This window comes from Bacillus sp. 5mfcol3.1, assembly GCF_900114335.1.
Taxonomy (GTDB): Bacteria; Bacillota; Bacilli; order Bacillales; family Bacillaceae_G; genus Bacillus_A; species Bacillus_A thuringiensis_S.
Map to the genome: position 1 here is coordinate 708,042 of NZ_FOST01000001.1, position 16,632 is coordinate 724,673.

Genomic DNA, 16,632 nt, shown 5'->3' on the forward strand with positions numbered 1-16,632 from the left:
GGCACAATAATGATATTGTGCCTCCCCCTTTACATCATACGAATTTTTTGTTCAAAGCTTTTTTTCATTTGCTTTTCATGTAATCCTGGTAAATCATAAATGACAGCATCAATACCTGCTTCTTTTGCAACATCGACAGGGATGACAGATGTATGTTTGTCCCCATTATAAAAACAGAGAACTAAATCAGTGTCTTCAATAATTTGTTTAACAAAAAACATATAATCTGATCGGTAAATGGAGTCAGAAGGATGATCAAAAGCAACATATTCGGCTCCGTGTTTTTTTAAGTAATCAACGACTTCTTGAAATTCATCTGTTATTGCTTGCAATGGTTGCAGCGTGTAAAGGCATAAATTTTGAGCGAGTCTTTCATTCTCAACAAAAAAACGAAGAACCTCATTTTCAATAGATTTATAACATAATATGTAAATTTTATGTTTGTGAGCATAGTCAGTTAAAAATTTTTTAATTTCTTCTTGATCTAATGCTGTTAATTGATTTGAACCACAAAGGAAAATATTCATAGAATTGTGCCACCTCATGCTAAATTGTAACATATCTTTTATAAAAAATAACTGCAAAATATTACTGTTCAGAGTATAATTATAAATAACTGGATTTTACGATTAAGTTTAGGAAGAAATAAAAAAATAAATAGGTGATATATATGCTACGTTCTATCTCGCATAATCCAATTTTATCGCATATACCGCCTGCTACTCAAATGCCGAAAGAAGCAAATGTCAGGACAGGACTTGCATTTTCGGATAATTTGCATGCAGATCCGAAAAAAGATAAATTACTAGAACAAATGGAAGCGTTTGTCGATAATATTGGAGAAATTAAAGAGAAAATTGAAATGGAATTAACGCTTGATAATGTAATGGAATACAAAAATACAGTAAAATCATTTTTGAATTTTTACGTTGATAATGTATTGCAGTATAAAGATGTCATGTCTCGTCACCCACGTTACGGATATTCACAGAAAATGACGATTGTGAAACAGGCAGAAATGGGATTGAATGAATTAGAAGATGTGATGAATTTAATTAATACGAAAACAGGACATTTAGAAATGTTAAATCAAATTGGAGAAATCCATGGTTTAATTGTGAATTTAGTCTTGTAAAAGGAAGGAAGCTATATGTACATACAATTATATGAAAAACTCGTTATTATTCAAAAAGCGTATGAAAATATTCAAGCGCTTGGAGAGCAAATATATGAGAATTTAAAAAATAAAAATGTAAATGCGGTTCAAAAGTTGCAAGTAGAGCAATTGCAGTACATTGATGGTTTAAAAGGGTTATCAAGCTCATTTGAAGAAATGGTTGTTCAGTTCTGTAAAGAACAAGGAGTTGAATCGTTTCGTGTAAGTGCGTTATTTTCGTATTTTTCTCAAGAAGAAATTGAAAAAATGGAAGAAATACAAAAAAACGTAACTGAATTAGAAGAGAATGTAAAAATGATTCTTTTGAAAAATCAATATTACTTAAACGTACTATTAAAAACTACAGAAAGTATTGTGGATTCTGTTTCTGAATATAACTTAGAGCGAAACAATAATTCGCAAATCTTTATGAACGAACTATTGTAAAGGAGAAGTGAAGCTTTATGAGATTATCTGATTATAATACACCGCTATCGGGTATGTTAGCGGCTCAAATGGGGTTACAAACAACGAAACAAAACTTGTCTAACATTCATACACCGGGGTATGTGCGTCAAATGGTGAATTACGGATCTGTTGGAGCAAGTAATGGTCATACGCCAGAACAGAGAATTGGTTACGGTGTACAAACGCTAGGTGTTGACCGTATTACTGATGAGGTAAAAACGAAGCAGTTTAATGATCAATTATCTCAGCTCTCTTACTATAACTACATGAATTCGACTTTATCACGTGTAGAGTCTATGGTTGGAACGACAGGAAAGAATTCATTATCTAGTTTAATGGACGGTTTCTTTAATGCCTTTCGTGAAGTAGCAAAAAATCCAGAGCAACCAAACTACTACGATACATTAATTTCTGAAACTGGGAAGTTCACAAGTCAAGTGAATCGTCTTGCGAAAAACTTAGATACAGTGGAAGCACAGACAGCAGAAGATATTGAAGCGCATGTTAATGAATTTAATCGTCTTGCTGCTAGTTTAGCAGAAGCGAATCATAAAATTGGACAAGCGGGTACACAAGTGCCGAATCAACTTTTAGACGAACGAGATCGCATCGTTACAGAGATGTCTAAGTATGCAAACATCGAAGTATCTTATGAATCTATGAATCCTAATATCGCGAGTGTTAGAATGAATGGTATTTTAACAGTAAATGGACAAGATACATATCCACTTCAATTAAATAAAGAGAAAGACCCAATGTCAGTTGAGATTTACGGTTCAGAAATCTCCGTAAATAGCGGGGCGATAAAATCAGCGATTGATACGAAAGCGAAGATAGTTGATTATAAAAAAAATCTTGAAGACTTAATGAGTTCGATGAAAAATCAAGTGAATACAGTGATGGGAAAAGATTTCTTCGTTGGAGATCATGCGAAAGATATGAAGTTAAATCCAGAATTCCAAAAAGATATTTCGAAAATGAAAATATCTGCTGAAACAGCAAATAAACTAGCAGCAGTTACAGAAGACGATTATAAAGAAGGTCTTTCTTATAAACAAGCATTAGATCAATTTATAGTTCGTGTTGCATCTGATAAAAGTGCAGTAAATGGTTATCAAAAAATTCATGGCGACTTACTAGAAGGTATTCAACAAGAAAAAATGAGCGTTGAAGGTGTAAATATGGAAGAGGAAATGGTAAATTTAATGGCCTTCCAAAAATATTTTGTCGCAAACTCTAAAGCTATTACTACGATGAATGAAGTGTTTGATAGTCTATTTTCGATTATTCGATAAGTGATAATAATTGATTGGAAATATATAAGGAGGAGATAGAAATGAGAGTATCTACATTTCAAAATGCAAACTGGGCAAAGAATCAGTTAATGGATTTGAATGTGCAACAACAATACCATAGAAACCAAGTAACTTCAGGGAAGAAAAACCTTCTTATGAGTGAAGATCCACTTGCAGCGAGTAAATCATTTGCGATTCAACATTCATTGGCGAATATTGAACAAATGCAAAAAGATTTAGCTGACTCAAAAAATGTATTAACACAAACTGAAAATACTTTACAAGGTATTTTTAAATCTTTAACGAGAGCAGATCAATTAACGGTACAGGCATTAAATGAGCCAAATGGTGAAAAAGAATTGAAAGCCATCGGTGCAGAGATTGATCAAATTTTAAAACAAGTTGTATATTTAGCGAATACGAAAGAGCAAGGCCGTTATATTTTCGGTGGTGATAGTGCAGAAAAGTCACCATTTACAGAAGATGGTACGTACCAGGGCGGAAAAAATGATGTGAACTGGCAATTAAATGATGGTTATGAATTAAAGGCATTTCGTAACGGAGAAGCATTATTATCACCGGTTATAAAAACGTTAAAACAGATGAGCGAAGCGATGCAAAAAGGTGACCAAAAAGCGTTACAACCGTTATTAGGAGAAAATAAGAAAAACTTAGATGGCATCATTAACCGTACAACTGAAGTTGGTTCAACAATGAACACAATGGAGACGTTTAAAACAATTTTAAGTGAGCAAAATTTAGCGCTTCAAGAAAACCGTAAAGAAATTGAGGATGTTGATTTAGCGGTCGCAATTTCTGACTTGGCATATATAAATGCAACGTATGAAGCGACGCTTAAAGCGGTTAGTACGATGAGTAAAACGAGTATTTTAGACTACATGTAATCTATAAGGAGTGAGAAAAATGGCAGGAACAACGATGACAGGTATTGGTGGTAGACAACAAATTTGGAACCTCGGAAATAATATGATCGATACTTCTAACTTCGTCGAATTAGAAATGAATGCTTTAGATATGAGAAAAACACCATATACGAAAGAAAAGAATGACCTTACAAATGATAAACTACTATATACAAGTTTAAAATCAGAATTTAGTTCTTTTACACAAACTTTTAAAAACTTAGCGGCTTTTAAAGGAAATGAGAAAAAAGTAACGACAACACAAGACGGTTATATTAATGTAAAAGCTGATGGTGGTGCGATTGCAGGAACTTTTAATATGACGATTACACAGCTTGCACAGCGTCATCAAATAGCTTCAAATGACATTAAAGATATAAATGCGAAGCTTCCTAAAGATGAAACATTAAAACTAGGTGGTAAAGAACTAAAAGTAACAACTGATATGACATATAAAGATTTAATTAATAAGATTAATGATGGAGATTATGGCGTATCAGCTTATACACTTGGAAATAAAATTTTCATGACCTCGAAAAAAGAAGGAACAGATGGAGTAATTAAGTTTGAGGGGAACACATCTACACTATTTCAAGATATTGGTTTAGCTAATGCGGATGGCGTAGCGCTTAATACAATCAATGAAGCGCAAAATGCTATGTATACTATTAATGGTATCAAAGGGGAAGGTTCTACTAATACAATTGAAGCTCTTCCTGGTGTGAAAATTGAATTGTTAAAGGTAACTGAGCCGAAAGTAGAAGGAGCGCCAGATGCTGGTACAACAGATCCAAAAGCAAAAGGTATAGATCTAAAATTTACAGTAAGTGATTCAAACGTAACAGATGCATCGAATGTTATTAAAAAAATGGTAGCTGATTATAATAAAGCTGTTTCTACAGTAGATATCTTTGCCGGAAAAGGTGGAGCTTTCCAAGGTCAAGCTATTATGCAAAGTGTACGTCAGGCAATGAACAATGTCGTAACATTTTCTCAAGATGGTAATTATTTATTCACATTCGGTATTCAATTAAAGCAAGATGGAACGATGGAAGTTAATGATGAAAAATTAACACAAGCATTAAAAGAAAAACCCGATGCAGCGAAGCAATTTTTCTTTAGTTCTAACGGTTTAGGAAAAATGATGGAAGAACCACTTGATAAACTATTCGGTGATAAAGGTGTAGTCGGCGAGAGAGTTAAAAATATTGACTCACGTGTAAGTGATTTAGATAAAAAGATTAAAGATATTGAGACGCAAAACTTGCAAAAGCAAGATGAAATTGTGAAGAAGTATCAAAAGCTAGAGAGTACATTAGCAGCGCTTGATAGCCAATTAAAAACAATTAAAGCAATGACAAAACAAAAAAGTGATGATTAATGAAAGTTGAGGAAGTGATCGTATGCAAGCATGGCAACGTTATATGCAAAATGATATTATGACGAGTAATCCGATTAAAAATACAATTTTTATTTATGAAAGATGTATTGTAGAGTTTCGTAATTTAGAAGAACTTTTACATACTTTTAAACTACAAGAAGGGGACGCACTTCTTGAAAAATTAGAACGTATTTTTGAAGAACTAAAGCTTCAATTAAATCCTGAAATTACGAAAGATTTATATGATAGTCTCTATGGTTTATATGATTGGATCAGCATTCAAATTCAAACGATGAAAGTAACGCGTGAAGCGAAAGATATTGATGCAATTGTGAAAGTGTTACAAGATTTAATAGACGGTTACCGCGGAGCACTTGAAAATGAACAATGATATTTATCGGACGTTTGTCAGCTGTTTTAATGAAATCGGTGAATTGCAAGTGTCAGACAGAGAGTTTGCTGAGAAGAGTGAGATGTTAAATCGCTGGATGATGACATTGGATGAAGAAACGCGTGCGCAAGTTGCGGCAGAAGTAAGCCCGTTCATTATTAAGGCCGCTCAGCATATTCGGGATAAGCAAAAGATTTTGGAAGAAATGATTATGACAAATGATGGGCGAATGAAGGCTAATTCATTTTACGGTAAATATTAATAATAACGTCTGGAAGCAGATCCCCCTTTTAAAAGGGGATCTATTCCTTCGTTTACATAAAGAAATCCGCTGATTGAGGTTTCATTTTATGACTGTGATGAAAAAATAATAGTAATCTAAATAATAGAAAAATGGACTTTAGTTTGTAGTTTATATATTGAAATGTTCTATAGATTACTATGTGTATACAGTTTTTTTGCATTCTTTTTTATATTTTTGTATTTTTCTAAAGACAATAATGAAAAAATGGAATAAAATATGTAAGGGTACATAATAGTAAATATTTTAATAAACGCATATAAGAAAATAAATAATGAAGTGAAACTTCTATCAGTGGATCATTACGTTAGAAAAGGAAGGGTGTGGAATATGCCAGATTTAGTGAGTGATGTAAGCCATTATATGAATTATTTAGTGACGAAACGAAATACTGTTTCTAGTAATATTGCAAATGCGAATACACCTGGCTATAAAGCACAAGATGTAACATTTGCTGAGCAGATGAATAAAAGTAGTGCATTATATAAAAACAATGCGGCTGATTTAAAGAGCAATCCAGATTTATATCAAACGAATGAAATGCACTTGCCGACAGTAAATACGAAAAATACATATGCAAAGATTCAAACAAAATCAATGCAAACGAATAAAGACGGAAATAGTGTGGATGTAACGACAGAAATGCTAGATTTAATGAAAACAAATCAGTTATACGGTATTTCAGTTAACGCAATTAATACACAATATGCAATTAACCAAGCGGCACGCGGACGTTAAAAGTAGAAGGAGAGACAACGGATGTTTCAGGCAATTAATGCAAGTGGCTCAGGGCTAACGACAGCGAGAAAGTGGATGGAAGTTACTTCTAACAATATTGTAAATGCAAATACGACGGCGGCTCCGGGGGCAGATTTATATGAGCGTCGTAGTGTGGTGCTAGAATCAAACAATAGTTTTGCAAGTATGCTAGATGGGGCTCCTACTAACGGAGTGAAGATAAAAAGTATTGAAGCAGACAAAACGGAAAATTTAGTGTATGATCCGACGCATCCGCACGCAAATGAAGAAGGATATGTACGTTATCCAAATATTGATGTAACTGCTGAAATGACGAATGTTATGGTTGCTCAAAAAATGTATGAAGCAAATACGAGTGTATTAAATGCAAATAAAAAAATGCTTGATAAAGATTTAGAAATCGGCCGAGGATAAGGGGGAAGATAGTAATATGAAAATCCAACCAATGTTAAATACACAACCATTTGGAGCAATTCAGTCAATTGGTGCATCGAAAACTTCTCAAACATCTGTAGTTGAGGGGAAAAAGTTTATTGATTTATTGGAAGATATGGATCAAACGCAAAACAATGCGCAAACAGCAGTATATGATTTACTAACTAAAGGGGTAGGAGAAACACATGACGTTTTAATTCAGCAAAAGAAAGCTGAGTCTCAAATGAAAACGGCTGCTCTCGTACGTGATAATCTTATTGAAAATTATAAGTCACTAATTAATATGCAAATTTAGGAAAGTGGACGGGTGTGTTTAAATGGAAAAGATGAAAAATGTTATCCAATCGTTAAAAACGTGGCATAAGCTAGTAATTGGTGCTGCGCTTTTAGCGATTGTAACAGGAGCACTTTTATACTTCACCTTGCCAGATAAATATGTTGTTGTATATCAAAATTTAAATGATACAGATAAACAAGAGATTACAGCAGAATTATCGAAGTTAGGTGTCGATTATCAATTAGCGGCCGATGGTTCGATTCGTGTGCAAAAGAATGATGCTCCATGGGTTCGAAAAGAAATGAATGGGATGGGCTTACCGTTTAATTCTAAAAGCGGTGAGGAAATTTTATTAGAAAGCTCGCTCGGTTCAAGTGAGCAAGATAAAAAAATGAAGCAAATTGTCGGTACGAAGAAGCAATTGGAGCAAGATATTGTAAGAAACTTTGCGACAGTTGAAACGGCAAATGTTCAAATTACATTGCCTGAAAAAGAGACAATTTTTGATGAAGAAAAAGCAAAAGGAACAGCGGCGATTACGGTTGGAGTGAAGCGTGGCCAATTGTTAACAGCTGATCAAGTTGCAGGTATACAGCAAATGATAAGTGCAGCAGTTCCTGGTGTAAAGGCAGAAGAAGTAAGCGTTATTGATAGTAAAAAAGGTGTTATCTCAAAAGGGACAGATGAAGCACATTCTAGTAGTTCTTCTTCTTATGAGAAAGAAGTAGAGATGCAGCATCAACTTGAAGGTAAATTAAAGCAAGATATTGATGCAACGTTAATGACGATGTTTAAACCGAATGAATATAAAGTGAATACGAAAGTATCTGTAAACTACGATGAAGTTACACGTCAGTCAGAAAAGTATGGTGATAAAGGTGTACTTCGTAGTAAACAAGAGCAAGAGGAAAGTTCTACTGCTCAAGAAGGGACAGATACGAAGCAAGGTGCTGGTATTACAGCGAACGGTGAAGTGCCAAACTACGGTACGAACAATAATCAAAATGGTAAAGTTGTCTATGATAATAAAAATGGTAATAAAATCGAAAACTATGAAATAGATAAAACAGTTGAAACAATTAAGAAACACCCAGAATTAACGAAAACAAATGTTGTTGTATGGGTAGATAATGATACGCTAGTAAAACGTAGAATGGATATGACAACTTTTAAAGAAGCAATCGGAACAGCGGCAGGACTTCAAGCTGATCCGAACGGTAACTTTATAAATGGTCAAGTTAACGTTGTAACTGTTCAGTTCGATCAGCCGAAAGCCGAAAAAGAGAAAGAGCCAGAAAAAAGTGGTATGAACTGGTGGTTATTCGGTGGAATTACAGCTGGCTTATTAGCAATCGGTGGTCTAGTATGGTTCTTATTAGCAAGACGTAAGAGAAAGAAAGAAGAAGAGGAATATGAAGAATACTTAGCAGAAGAGGAAGTGGCTGCAAGTAATGAAAGTATCTTGGAAATTCCTGAAGAAAAAATAGTGCCAGAGCCAAAACCTGAACCAGAAGAACCGAAAGAACCAACGTTAGATGAACAAGTGCAGGATGCTACGAAAGAACATGTAGAAGGAACTGCAAAAGTAATTAAAAAATGGTTAAACGGACAGTAAGGGAGGAACAACGATGTTAGATGAAATCTCCTCCAAAGAAAAAGCTGCCATCCTTATTCGTACATTAGAAGAAGGGGTGGCAGCAAAAGTCATTGAATATATGACAGCTGAGGAAAAAGAAGTATTACTTCGTGAAATCGCAAAGTTTCGTGTATACAAACCAGAAACGTTAGAAAATGTACTAGGAGAGTTCTTATATGAACTAAATGTAAAAGAATTGAACTTAGTCACTCCAGATAAAGAATACATTCGTCGCATATTTAAAAACATGCCAGAAGACGAACTGGAAAAATTATTGGAAGATCTTTGGTATAACAAAGATAATCCATTTGAATTCTTAAATTCACTTACAGATTTAGAACCACTTCTTACAGTGCTTAATGATGAGTCACCACAAACAATTGCAATTATCGCTTCTTATATTAAACCGCAACTTGCGTCTCAATTAATTGAGAGATTGCCAGATCATAAACGAGTAGAGACGGTAATGGGTATTGCGAAGTTAGAACAAGTTGATGGCGAATTAATTAATCAAATTGGTGAGTTGTTAAAATCGAAATTAAATAATATGGCATTCAGTGCAATTAATAAAACTGATGGCTTGAAAACAATCGTAAACATTTTAAATAATGTTTCACGTGGTGTTGAAAAAACAGTCTTTCAAAAGCTGGATGAAGTCGATTATGAGTTATCTGAGAAAATTAAAGAAAATATGTTTGTCTTTGAAGACTTACTTGGTCTTGAAGATCTTGCGCTTCGCCGTGTATTAGAAGAAATTACAGATAACGGTGTTCTTGCGAAAGCACTTAAAATTGCAAAAGAAGAAATTAAAGAGAAACTATTTACATGTATGTCTTCAAACCGTAAAGAGATGATTCTAGAAGAATTAGATGGCTTAGGACCGCTTAAGATGACGGATGCTGAAAAAGCACAGCAAACGATCACTGGTACAGTGAAAAAGCTAGAGAAAGAAGGAAGAATTATCGTTCAAAGAGGTGAAGAGGATGTCCTTATTTAAAAACAGAATTCCGAAGAATTCTGTTTCTTTTTCTGAAGAAACGTATGAATTACAATTTCCAAAACCAGCTTCAGTTCAAATAGAAGAGGAAGAATTACAAGCTGATCATGCAGAGCTTCGCGCCCAGCAAGAGTCATTACATATGGAAATGAATCAGCTAAGGCAAGAGAAGCAAATGCTAGAACGAGAGCGGCAGCAGTTATTACAAGATAAAGAACAATTTCAAATGCATATTCATGAACAAATGGAACAGATGGAAGCAGCGCGTGTGCAGTTTCAAAAAGAACAACAAGAAACAGCATATGAATGGACAGAGTTATTATGGGATCAATCTTTTCATCTAGCAGAAAAAATCGTGAATCAAGCGGTAGATTCACGATCGCTTGATGTGTTACCTATTTTAACTGGCATCGTGCAAACATTGCCAACTTCGTTTGAAAAATTAATCATTACAGTACATCCAGAAACGTTTGAACGTATTCAAGAAGAGAAGGAAAATACGAAAGAATATTGGTTACTACAATTAGTAGAATGGAAATATGATTTTTCCCTGCAGTTTGGTGAATTTGTTCTGGAAGAAGAGAAAGAGTTCTTTGAATTTAAATTTGCACCTATATTTGCGAAACTTCGTCAGAAATGGGAAGAAGAGAAGTTATTTGAGGAGCAAAATGTATGAGCCGTCTGTTAATGAATGAGAACGAAAAATGGAATAAGTTCATTGAAACACCACTGTATACGAAAGTAGGCAAAGTTCATAGTGTACAAGAACAGTTTTTCGTAGCAAAAGGGCCGAAAGCGAAGATCGGAGATGTTTGCTTCGTTGGAGAACATAACGTCTTATGTGAAGTGATTGCCATTGAAAAAGAAAATAATATGCTACTTCCATTTGAACAGACAGAAAAAGTATGTTATGGAGATTCAGTGACTTTAATTTCAGAAGATGTTGTTGTACCACGTGGTAATCACTTACTCGGAAAAGTGTTAAGTGCAAATGGTGAAGTATTAAATGAGGAAGCTGAAAACATTCCATTACAGAAAATAAAACTAGATGCACCGCCTATACATGCATTTGAACGTGAAGAGATTACTGATGTATTTGAAACAGGAATAAAATCAATTGATTCTATGCTAACAATTGGTATCGGTCAAAAGATTGGTATTTTTGCTGGGTCAGGTGTTGGTAAATCTACTTTACTTGGAATGATAGCAAAAAATGCAAAAGCTGATATAAACGTTATTAGTTTAGTAGGAGAACGTGGCCGGGAAGTAAAAGACTTTATTCGAAAAGAGTTAGGCGAGGAAGGGATGCGAAAAAGCGTCGTTGTTGTAGCGACGTCAGATGAAAGTCACCTTATGCAACTTCGTGCCGCGAAACTCGCAACGTCTATTGCTGAATACTTCCGTGATCAAGGCAATAACGTATTACTTATGATGGACTCTGTTACTCGTTTCGCCGATGCACGAAGAAGTGTTGATATTGCTGTTAAAGAGTTACCGATTGGTGGTAAAACACTGTTAATGGAAAGTTATATGAAGAAGTTGTTAGAGCGGTCTGGGAAAACACAAAAGGGATCTATAACAGGTATTTATACGGTGCTTGTTGATGGGGATGATTTAAATGGTCCTGTACCAGATTTAGCACGTGGTATTTTAGATGGACATATTGTATTAAAGCGTGAGCTTGCAACGCTTAGTCATTATCCTGCAATTTCAGTATTAGATTCAGTAAGTAGGATTATGGAAGAAATCGTGTCGCCACATCATTGGCAACTTGCAAATGAAATGAGGAAAATTTTATCAATTTATAAAGAAAATGAATTGTATTTTAAGTTAGGAACGATTCAAGAAAATGAAGAAAATGCTTATATTTTTGAATGTAAAAATAAAGTAGAAGGTATAAATACATTTTTAAAGCAAGGTCGATCGGATAGTTTCCAATTTGATGATATCGTTGAAGCGATACACCATATAGTATAAGGCCTCTGCCCAAGAGGTCTTATTTTTTTGTTTTTTAATATTTCACAGATTTTTTTGGAAAAAAACTATATAATAGAAAAAGAGAACGTTATAATAGGAAGGGGCTATGAAAACAGGTGGATAAACAGCAGTACGACACAATAAAATTGCAAATAAATCAAGAAAAAGAACATATTTTAAAAGAAGTGTATGAATTAACAGCTGAAAAAAGAAAAATAGAACAAAAAAAAGAATATGATTTATATGTTGTGAAATCGCGTAGTAAAGTCGTACAAACTGGGCAACGTATTATGGCTGGCATGCTTTCTTCACATACGTTTTCACCTGAAAGAATAGAAGAATGGAATCGAAAAATTAAAAAAACGGAAGGTTTTATTCAAAAAAATGAAAGCCTTTTAGAGCAAGTAAAAGAAAAAGAACGTGTCATTGATGAGATGTATCAAGAAAATTGCAAAAAGCTTGCGAAAGCACAAGAAAAGCTGGAAGAAAAAATGCTTCTGGATTTGAAAATGTGTATGAATGGATGAGGTGAATGTAGTGATACAGTCTGTATTACCGGTGCAACAAAGTTTACCTCCGCAAAAAGAAAAAGGGCTAGAAGTACAATCAAAAAATGAAGATTCTTCATTCGATCGTACGATGAGAATGGAAAATAAAAAACAGCCGCAAACGGAGAAAACGAAACGAGAAGAAGCACCAACAGAAGAGAAAAAAGATTATATTCTTTCTAAAAAATCGGTAACGAAAGAAGAGCCTATTGTAAAGAAAGAAGAAAAAAAAGAGACAGAACAGTTGTTATTAGCTGTATCTGAGCAAATGGTTGCAATTGAGCAATTACATGTGCAGCCGGAATTGTTATATCAATACATACAAAAAATACAAGAGCTATATAAAGAATATGGCAATATTAAACTTAATGAATTACCTGCAGCTGAATTACAACAATTACAAGAACTTCTTTCAAATATGAATATCAAAAATGCTATATGTTTAGAAGATACAATGCAAATGGTATTAGACAAAATGAAGATGCCAGAGCAAACGATGCAAGCATTGAAAGTTGTAGAAACAGAAACTTGTAATATTGCAAAGAAACAAGAAGAGTTTAAAGACGTAGATCTTCCGAAACTTGAGAGCGATGATGCAAAGGTAGAGTTGCCAGAGGTTGATGCATTAAATGATTCGAGCTCTGCAGGTGCAGAGTTATTAAATAAAACGACGAGTACCGAACAAGTAGGGAAATCAAATAGTGGTGCTGAGAAAGTTTCATTACCTGACTTAGGAAAGAAAATGGAAGCACAAGTAGAAGCGCTGCAAAAATTTGTAGTGAAACAAGAACGTGTTTTATTTCAGTTAAATCCAGAAAAACTTGGTACATTAACAGTGTTTATGAAAAAACACGGAGATCAAATTGATGTTCACGTAGAAATGGAAAAACACGATGCGAAAAAACGTGTTGAAATCATTTTTGATGAATTGAAATTAAAGTTAAAAGAAAAAGAAATCAATATTCAAATTAGCTATTCAGATAAAGATGAAAATCGTAAAGAACAGCGAGAACAAGAGCAAAGGCAAAAACAGAAATTAGCAAATACAAATCATGAAAAACAACAATCAACAGAATTTGCGGGATTATTGGAGGAATAAAGCGTGCCAACAGTTGGATTAAATACAACGAGTACAAATCATATTCCGTTACAAGCAGGAGCGCAAAAAAGTAATGTACCTGTTAATGGTGTACAATCGCCAGTGCAACAAAGTAATGGAGTTTCGGCAGGAGCGCAAAAGACTCCTGGGGTAATGGGGAAAGATGATTTCCTAAAATTGTTTTTATCAAGTTTCCAACATCAAGATCCATTTAATGCGATGGATATGAATCAAATGATGAATCAGACAGCGCAGTTATCTCTTATGGAACAAGTACAGAATATGACGAAAGCAGTAGATAAGCTGCAATCAACGATGTATTCAACAGCACTTGATGGTGGAATGAAGTTTTTAGGTAAATACGTAAGAGGTGTTGACGGTGACGGAAACAAAGTAACCGGTCAAGTAGAAACAGTTCGCCTTGCGGAAAATAACGATGTACAGCTCGTTATTAATAATAAGGTTGTATCTCTTCGTTTCGTTGAGAGAGTGTCTGATAAACCGATTGGGGAAACGAACCCAGAAGACGCAAAGAAAGACGATCAAAAAGTAACTGAAGAAGTAAAAACTACAAATTCATAAGGAGTGTCCATACGTTATGATTAAAGCGTTATATACAAGTATTACAGGGATGAATGCAACACAAAATGCATTAAGTGTAACTTCAAATAATATTGCCAATGCACAAACAGTAGGTTATAAAAAACAAAAAGCAATGTTTGATGATTTACTATATAACAATTCGATTGGTGCAAAAGGTGACGGTAAATACGCAGGAACAAATCCGAAAAGTATTGGTAATGGTGTGAAAATGAGTGGTACAGTTACGGATTATAGTGATGGTACAATTACGTTAACAGGTGGCAAAACACAAGCCGCAATGGAAGGTAATGGTTTCTTCGTTGTAGGTGATTCAAAAGGCGGAAATATGGAATTTACTCGTAAAGGTACGTTTGTGATATCTTCAGATTACTATATTACGAATACTGAAGGTCAATATGTATTTGCATACCCTGCGAATGAGGCAACTGGTGAAGTTGATTTATCTGGAATTCCAGGACCGTTGCAAATTCCAATGGGAACAGCAATTGGTGGTATTCGAACATCGAAAGGGACAATTAAAGGGAATATTCCAACTGGTGAAAAACAAATTACACAAGATTTACCTGTATATGATAATGCGGGAAATACATGGACAATGCGTGTAGAGTTTAAACAAACGAGCGAACATAATTATACATATAAAGTACAAATGCGTAATGACTCGAAAAAAGAAACAGAGTTTAAGGATGTTCCAGGTGCAGGTGGTAATATGACATTTGATGCTGTTGGAAATCCAAATCCGAAAGAGCAAGGGGCCAATATTCCATTTGATGGCGGCTCTATAAAATTAGACTTAAGTCATTTAACAAACCATCCAACAGATAAAACATTATCAGTAACAGACGTAGATGGTAGAGCAGCAGCGACGGTTAAAGATTGTTTCATTGCTGACGGTGGATATGTGATGGTAAAATATTCTGATGGAAGTATGAAATCTGCAGGTCAATTAGCTGTTGCGATGTTCCCGAACGAAGGCGGACTAATGAAAACAGGTAATGGTAACTATACAGCGACGAATACAACAGGTATTTTAGCTCTTGGTGCATCTGGTCAAAACGGTGCAGGTAAAGTACGTGGTGGTGCACAAGAAGGTGCAAACGTAGATTTATCTGTAGAATTCGTTGACTTAATGTTATACCAACGCGGATTCCAAGGAAATGCGAAAGTGATTAAAGTTTCAGATGAAGTATTAAATGAAGTTGTAAACTTAATTCGATAATATATCATAAGGAAAAAATGTAATGGAGTAGAAAGGGTTTTTTATTCGTATGACAAGACAAGAGCGAATTTTACAATTGCCTTTTTTCGAAAATAAACGTGAACTTGCCGAGCAAGTATTAAAAATAGAACGAGAAGAGCATGTATATTTACCAGATCAATTTGAAATTAAGCAAGTGCCTCCGTATTCATTTGGCGAAAAACAAGCAATCATTGGCCGCATCCATGAGTTTTATTTCATAAGTGTTGGTAGCGATAGCGTTTGGAAGTATCAACTGTTTAAGGATGAGATGAAGTGTCGTGAGTTTTTTGTTATGTTGCCAAATATTACGGATCAGCAGATAGCGTTTTGGTTTAATAACATAGAGTTATTGAAAGGTTCTTAAAAGCACTTTTTAGGTTTTGAGAGAGGACCTGGCGATGTTTTGGAGCGGTTAGTGCCTAATAGAGTCCCGACCGATGTGTAAGACTAGAGATATGTAGCGTTACTAGAGTAGTGTGGTAGTGTAAGAAGTGGTAATATAAAATAGTTTTAAGTTAATTTAAGATAGTTGTAGTATACAATTAGACTGAATTTCTATAAAAGGAGAGGTGAGGAGGATGGCGCAAAATAAGTATCGCGTTACATTCATTTCGCCGAGTGAGGTTGAGCAGCGGACTGTAATGGCGGCGAATAGTTTGCCAGATTTAATTCGTAAAGTAGAGAGTATTATTGCAGATCCAAACGGTTATTTTGTGAATGATAAAAAAAATAATTGTTATTTTAAAGTGATTAAAGAAAATGTTACGTTTATTCAGTATGAGTTACTATTTTCGGATAAGGAAATTCATATTGAAAAATTAAAACATATAGCACCAGTAGTATTAAAACGATTATTCGAAAAAATAAATGACCCGGAATTATATGCACTCGCGCTACTTGATGTTGATATAGCAACGAAAGAATATGTGCTAGCAGAAATGAATTCTGAGCTGAGAATAAGAGTAGAGACCGAGCTTTCGAAAAAATGGGAAGCAATGCCGACGGAAGTTGTAGGAGCACAAGAAGTGTTATTAGAGGCACTTGCTTCGTTTATACAAGATTAATTGTTTTTTAATAAAATGAATCGATCGACTATCTATATTTTTTATATAGGTAGTTGACTTTTTCTCTTTTATAAAGCTTAAT

General features: G+C 34.5%; 21 protein-coding genes. 20 read left to right on the forward strand and 1 reads right to left on the reverse strand.

Going from position 1 to position 16,632, the window contains the following annotated elements; all coding sequences use genetic code 11:
- Positions 1-29: 29 nt before the first annotated feature.
- On the reverse strand, positions 30-527 hold the full coding sequence (locus BM089_RS03790) for a flagellar motor switch protein FliG (RefSeq protein ID WP_001020110.1): 498 nt from the start codon (positions 525-527) through the stop codon (positions 30-32).
- A 143-nt stretch (positions 528-670) separates the two neighbouring features.
- Between BM089_RS03790 and BM089_RS03795 the strand changes: the two genes are divergently transcribed.
- From BM089_RS03795 to BM089_RS03890, 20 genes are all read left to right on the forward strand, one after another.
- Complete coding sequence (locus BM089_RS03795) at positions 671-1,135, forward strand: YaaR family protein (RefSeq protein WP_000946323.1); 465 nt, start codon at positions 671-673, stop codon at positions 1,133-1,135.
- A 15-nt stretch (positions 1,136-1,150) separates the two neighbouring features.
- Positions 1,151-1,603, forward strand: coding sequence for a hypothetical protein (locus BM089_RS03800; RefSeq protein ID WP_090975997.1), 453 nt, complete (start codon positions 1,151-1,153; stop codon positions 1,601-1,603).
- A 17-nt stretch (positions 1,604-1,620) separates the two neighbouring features.
- Entirely contained in the window at positions 1,621-2,919 is a 1,299-nt protein-coding gene (flgK, locus tag BM089_RS03805; RefSeq protein WP_001239709.1) for a flagellar hook-associated protein FlgK, read from the forward strand.
- 41 nt (positions 2,920-2,960) lie between these two features.
- Positions 2,961-3,824, forward strand: a complete 864-nt coding sequence (locus BM089_RS03810) for a flagellar hook-associated protein 3 (RefSeq protein WP_001266403.1) — start codon at positions 2,961-2,963, stop codon at positions 3,822-3,824.
- Positions 3,825-3,843: 19 nt separating this feature from the next.
- The gene (locus BM089_RS03815) at positions 3,844-5,223 is read left to right on the forward strand and encodes a flagellar hook-associated protein 2 (RefSeq protein ID WP_000929290.1); all 1,380 of its coding nucleotides are present in this window, start codon (positions 3,844-3,846) and stop codon (positions 5,221-5,223) included.
- Positions 5,224-5,245: 22 nt separating this feature from the next.
- A complete protein-coding gene (locus BM089_RS03820) occupies positions 5,246-5,614 on the forward strand; it encodes a flagellar export chaperone FliS (RefSeq protein ID WP_001149516.1) in 369 nt (122 codons plus the stop codon).
- The gene (locus BM089_RS03825) at positions 5,604-5,876 is read left to right on the forward strand and encodes a hypothetical protein (RefSeq protein WP_001058088.1); all 273 of its coding nucleotides are present in this window, start codon (positions 5,604-5,606) and stop codon (positions 5,874-5,876) included. Before BM089_RS03820 ends, BM089_RS03825 begins: the two co-directional genes overlap by 11 nt.
- Before the next feature lie 369 nt (positions 5,877-6,245).
- Positions 6,246-6,653, forward strand: a complete 408-nt coding sequence (flgB, locus tag BM089_RS03830) for a flagellar basal body rod protein FlgB (protein ID WP_001113110.1) — start codon at positions 6,246-6,248, stop codon at positions 6,651-6,653.
- A gap of 21 nt (positions 6,654-6,674) precedes the next feature.
- A complete protein-coding gene (gene flgC / locus BM089_RS03835; RefSeq protein WP_000484680.1) occupies positions 6,675-7,088 on the forward strand; it encodes a flagellar basal body rod protein FlgC in 414 nt (137 codons plus the stop codon).
- Positions 7,089-7,104: 16 nt separating this feature from the next.
- On the forward strand, positions 7,105-7,404 hold the full coding sequence (gene fliE, locus BM089_RS03840) for a flagellar hook-basal body complex protein FliE (RefSeq protein WP_090975999.1): 300 nt from the start codon (positions 7,105-7,107) through the stop codon (positions 7,402-7,404).
- 22 nt (positions 7,405-7,426) lie between these two features.
- On the forward strand, positions 7,427-9,001 hold the full coding sequence (locus BM089_RS03845) for a flagellar M-ring protein FliF C-terminal domain-containing protein (RefSeq protein ID WP_090976001.1): 1,575 nt from the start codon (positions 7,427-7,429) through the stop codon (positions 8,999-9,001).
- Between the two features lie 13 nt (positions 9,002-9,014).
- On the forward strand, positions 9,015-10,019 hold the full coding sequence (gene fliG / locus BM089_RS03850) for a flagellar motor switch protein FliG (RefSeq protein WP_000883364.1): 1,005 nt from the start codon (positions 9,015-9,017) through the stop codon (positions 10,017-10,019).
- Positions 10,006-10,695 carry a FliH/SctL family protein gene (locus BM089_RS03855; RefSeq protein WP_016082179.1) on the forward strand — a complete coding sequence of 230 codons (690 nt, stop codon included), beginning with the start codon at positions 10,006-10,008 and terminating at the stop codon, positions 10,693-10,695. The genes fliG and BM089_RS03855 overlap by 14 nt, the downstream gene beginning before the upstream one ends.
- Positions 10,692-11,996 (forward strand): flagellar protein export ATPase FliI, encoded by a 1,305-nt coding sequence (gene fliI, locus BM089_RS03860; protein ID WP_050843162.1) that lies wholly within the window; start codon positions 10,692-10,694, stop codon positions 11,994-11,996. Before BM089_RS03855 ends, fliI begins: the two co-directional genes overlap by 4 nt.
- A gap of 116 nt (positions 11,997-12,112) precedes the next feature.
- A complete protein-coding gene (locus BM089_RS03865; RefSeq protein ID WP_000360860.1) occupies positions 12,113-12,523 on the forward strand; it encodes a hypothetical protein in 411 nt (136 codons plus the stop codon).
- A gap of 10 nt (positions 12,524-12,533) precedes the next feature.
- Positions 12,534-13,643: a flagellar hook-length control protein FliK gene (locus BM089_RS03870; RefSeq protein WP_000616457.1), complete on the forward strand. Its 1,110-nt coding sequence runs from the start codon at positions 12,534-12,536 to the stop codon at positions 13,641-13,643.
- 3 nt (positions 13,644-13,646) lie between these two features.
- The gene (locus BM089_RS03875; protein WP_001143462.1) at positions 13,647-14,225 is read left to right on the forward strand and encodes a flagellar hook assembly protein FlgD; all 579 of its coding nucleotides are present in this window, start codon (positions 13,647-13,649) and stop codon (positions 14,223-14,225) included.
- A gap of 16 nt (positions 14,226-14,241) precedes the next feature.
- Positions 14,242-15,465, forward strand: a complete 1,224-nt coding sequence (locus BM089_RS03880; RefSeq protein WP_090976003.1) for a flagellar hook protein FlgE — start codon at positions 14,242-14,244, stop codon at positions 15,463-15,465.
- Positions 15,466-15,514: 49 nt separating this feature from the next.
- The gene (locus tag BM089_RS03885) at positions 15,515-15,850 is read left to right on the forward strand and encodes a DUF3964 family protein (RefSeq protein ID WP_000198166.1); all 336 of its coding nucleotides are present in this window, start codon (positions 15,515-15,517) and stop codon (positions 15,848-15,850) included.
- A gap of 214 nt (positions 15,851-16,064) precedes the next feature.
- On the forward strand, positions 16,065-16,550 hold the full coding sequence (locus BM089_RS03890) for a hypothetical protein (protein WP_000068302.1): 486 nt from the start codon (positions 16,065-16,067) through the stop codon (positions 16,548-16,550).
- Positions 16,551-16,632 lie beyond the last annotated feature (82 nt).

Excerpts from the sequence above, each read along its gene's own strand:
- BM089_RS03825 (WP_001058088.1), top strand. The coding sequence starts at position 5,604 with ATGAACAATGATATTTATCGGACGTTTGTCAGCTGTTTTAATGAAATC.
- fliE (WP_090975999.1), top strand. The coding sequence starts at position 7,105 with ATGAAAATCCAACCAATGTTAAATACACAACCATTTGGAGCAATTCAG.
- BM089_RS03820 (WP_001149516.1), top strand. The coding sequence starts at position 5,246 with ATGCAAGCATGGCAACGTTATATGCAAAATGATATTATGACGAGTAAT.
- BM089_RS03795 (WP_000946323.1), top strand. The coding sequence starts at position 671 with ATGCTACGTTCTATCTCGCATAATCCAATTTTATCGCATATACCGCCT.
- flgC (WP_000484680.1), top strand. The coding sequence starts at position 6,675 with ATGTTTCAGGCAATTAATGCAAGTGGCTCAGGGCTAACGACAGCGAGA.
- BM089_RS03855 (WP_016082179.1), top strand. The coding sequence starts at position 10,006 with ATGTCCTTATTTAAAAACAGAATTCCGAAGAATTCTGTTTCTTTTTCT.
- BM089_RS03810 (WP_001266403.1), top strand. The coding sequence starts at position 2,961 with ATGAGAGTATCTACATTTCAAAATGCAAACTGGGCAAAGAATCAGTTA.
- BM089_RS03790 (WP_001020110.1), bottom strand. The coding sequence starts at position 527 with ATGAATATTTTCCTTTGTGGTTCAAATCAATTAACAGCATTAGATCAA.
- flgB (WP_001113110.1), top strand. The coding sequence starts at position 6,246 with ATGCCAGATTTAGTGAGTGATGTAAGCCATTATATGAATTATTTAGTG.
- BM089_RS03800 (WP_090975997.1), top strand. The coding sequence starts at position 1,151 with ATGTACATACAATTATATGAAAAACTCGTTATTATTCAAAAAGCGTAT.
- BM089_RS03880 (WP_090976003.1), top strand. The coding sequence starts at position 14,242 with ATGATTAAAGCGTTATATACAAGTATTACAGGGATGAATGCAACACAA.
- flgK (WP_001239709.1), top strand. The coding sequence starts at position 1,621 with ATGAGATTATCTGATTATAATACACCGCTATCGGGTATGTTAGCGGCT.
- BM089_RS03845 (WP_090976001.1), top strand. The coding sequence starts at position 7,427 with ATGGAAAAGATGAAAAATGTTATCCAATCGTTAAAAACGTGGCATAAG.
- BM089_RS03885 (WP_000198166.1), top strand. The coding sequence starts at position 15,515 with ATGACAAGACAAGAGCGAATTTTACAATTGCCTTTTTTCGAAAATAAA.
- BM089_RS03815 (WP_000929290.1), top strand. The coding sequence starts at position 3,844 with ATGGCAGGAACAACGATGACAGGTATTGGTGGTAGACAACAAATTTGG.
- fliI (WP_050843162.1), top strand. The coding sequence starts at position 10,692 with ATGAGCCGTCTGTTAATGAATGAGAACGAAAAATGGAATAAGTTCATT.
- BM089_RS03890 (WP_000068302.1), top strand. The coding sequence starts at position 16,065 with ATGGCGCAAAATAAGTATCGCGTTACATTCATTTCGCCGAGTGAGGTT.
- fliG (WP_000883364.1), top strand. The coding sequence starts at position 9,015 with ATGTTAGATGAAATCTCCTCCAAAGAAAAAGCTGCCATCCTTATTCGT.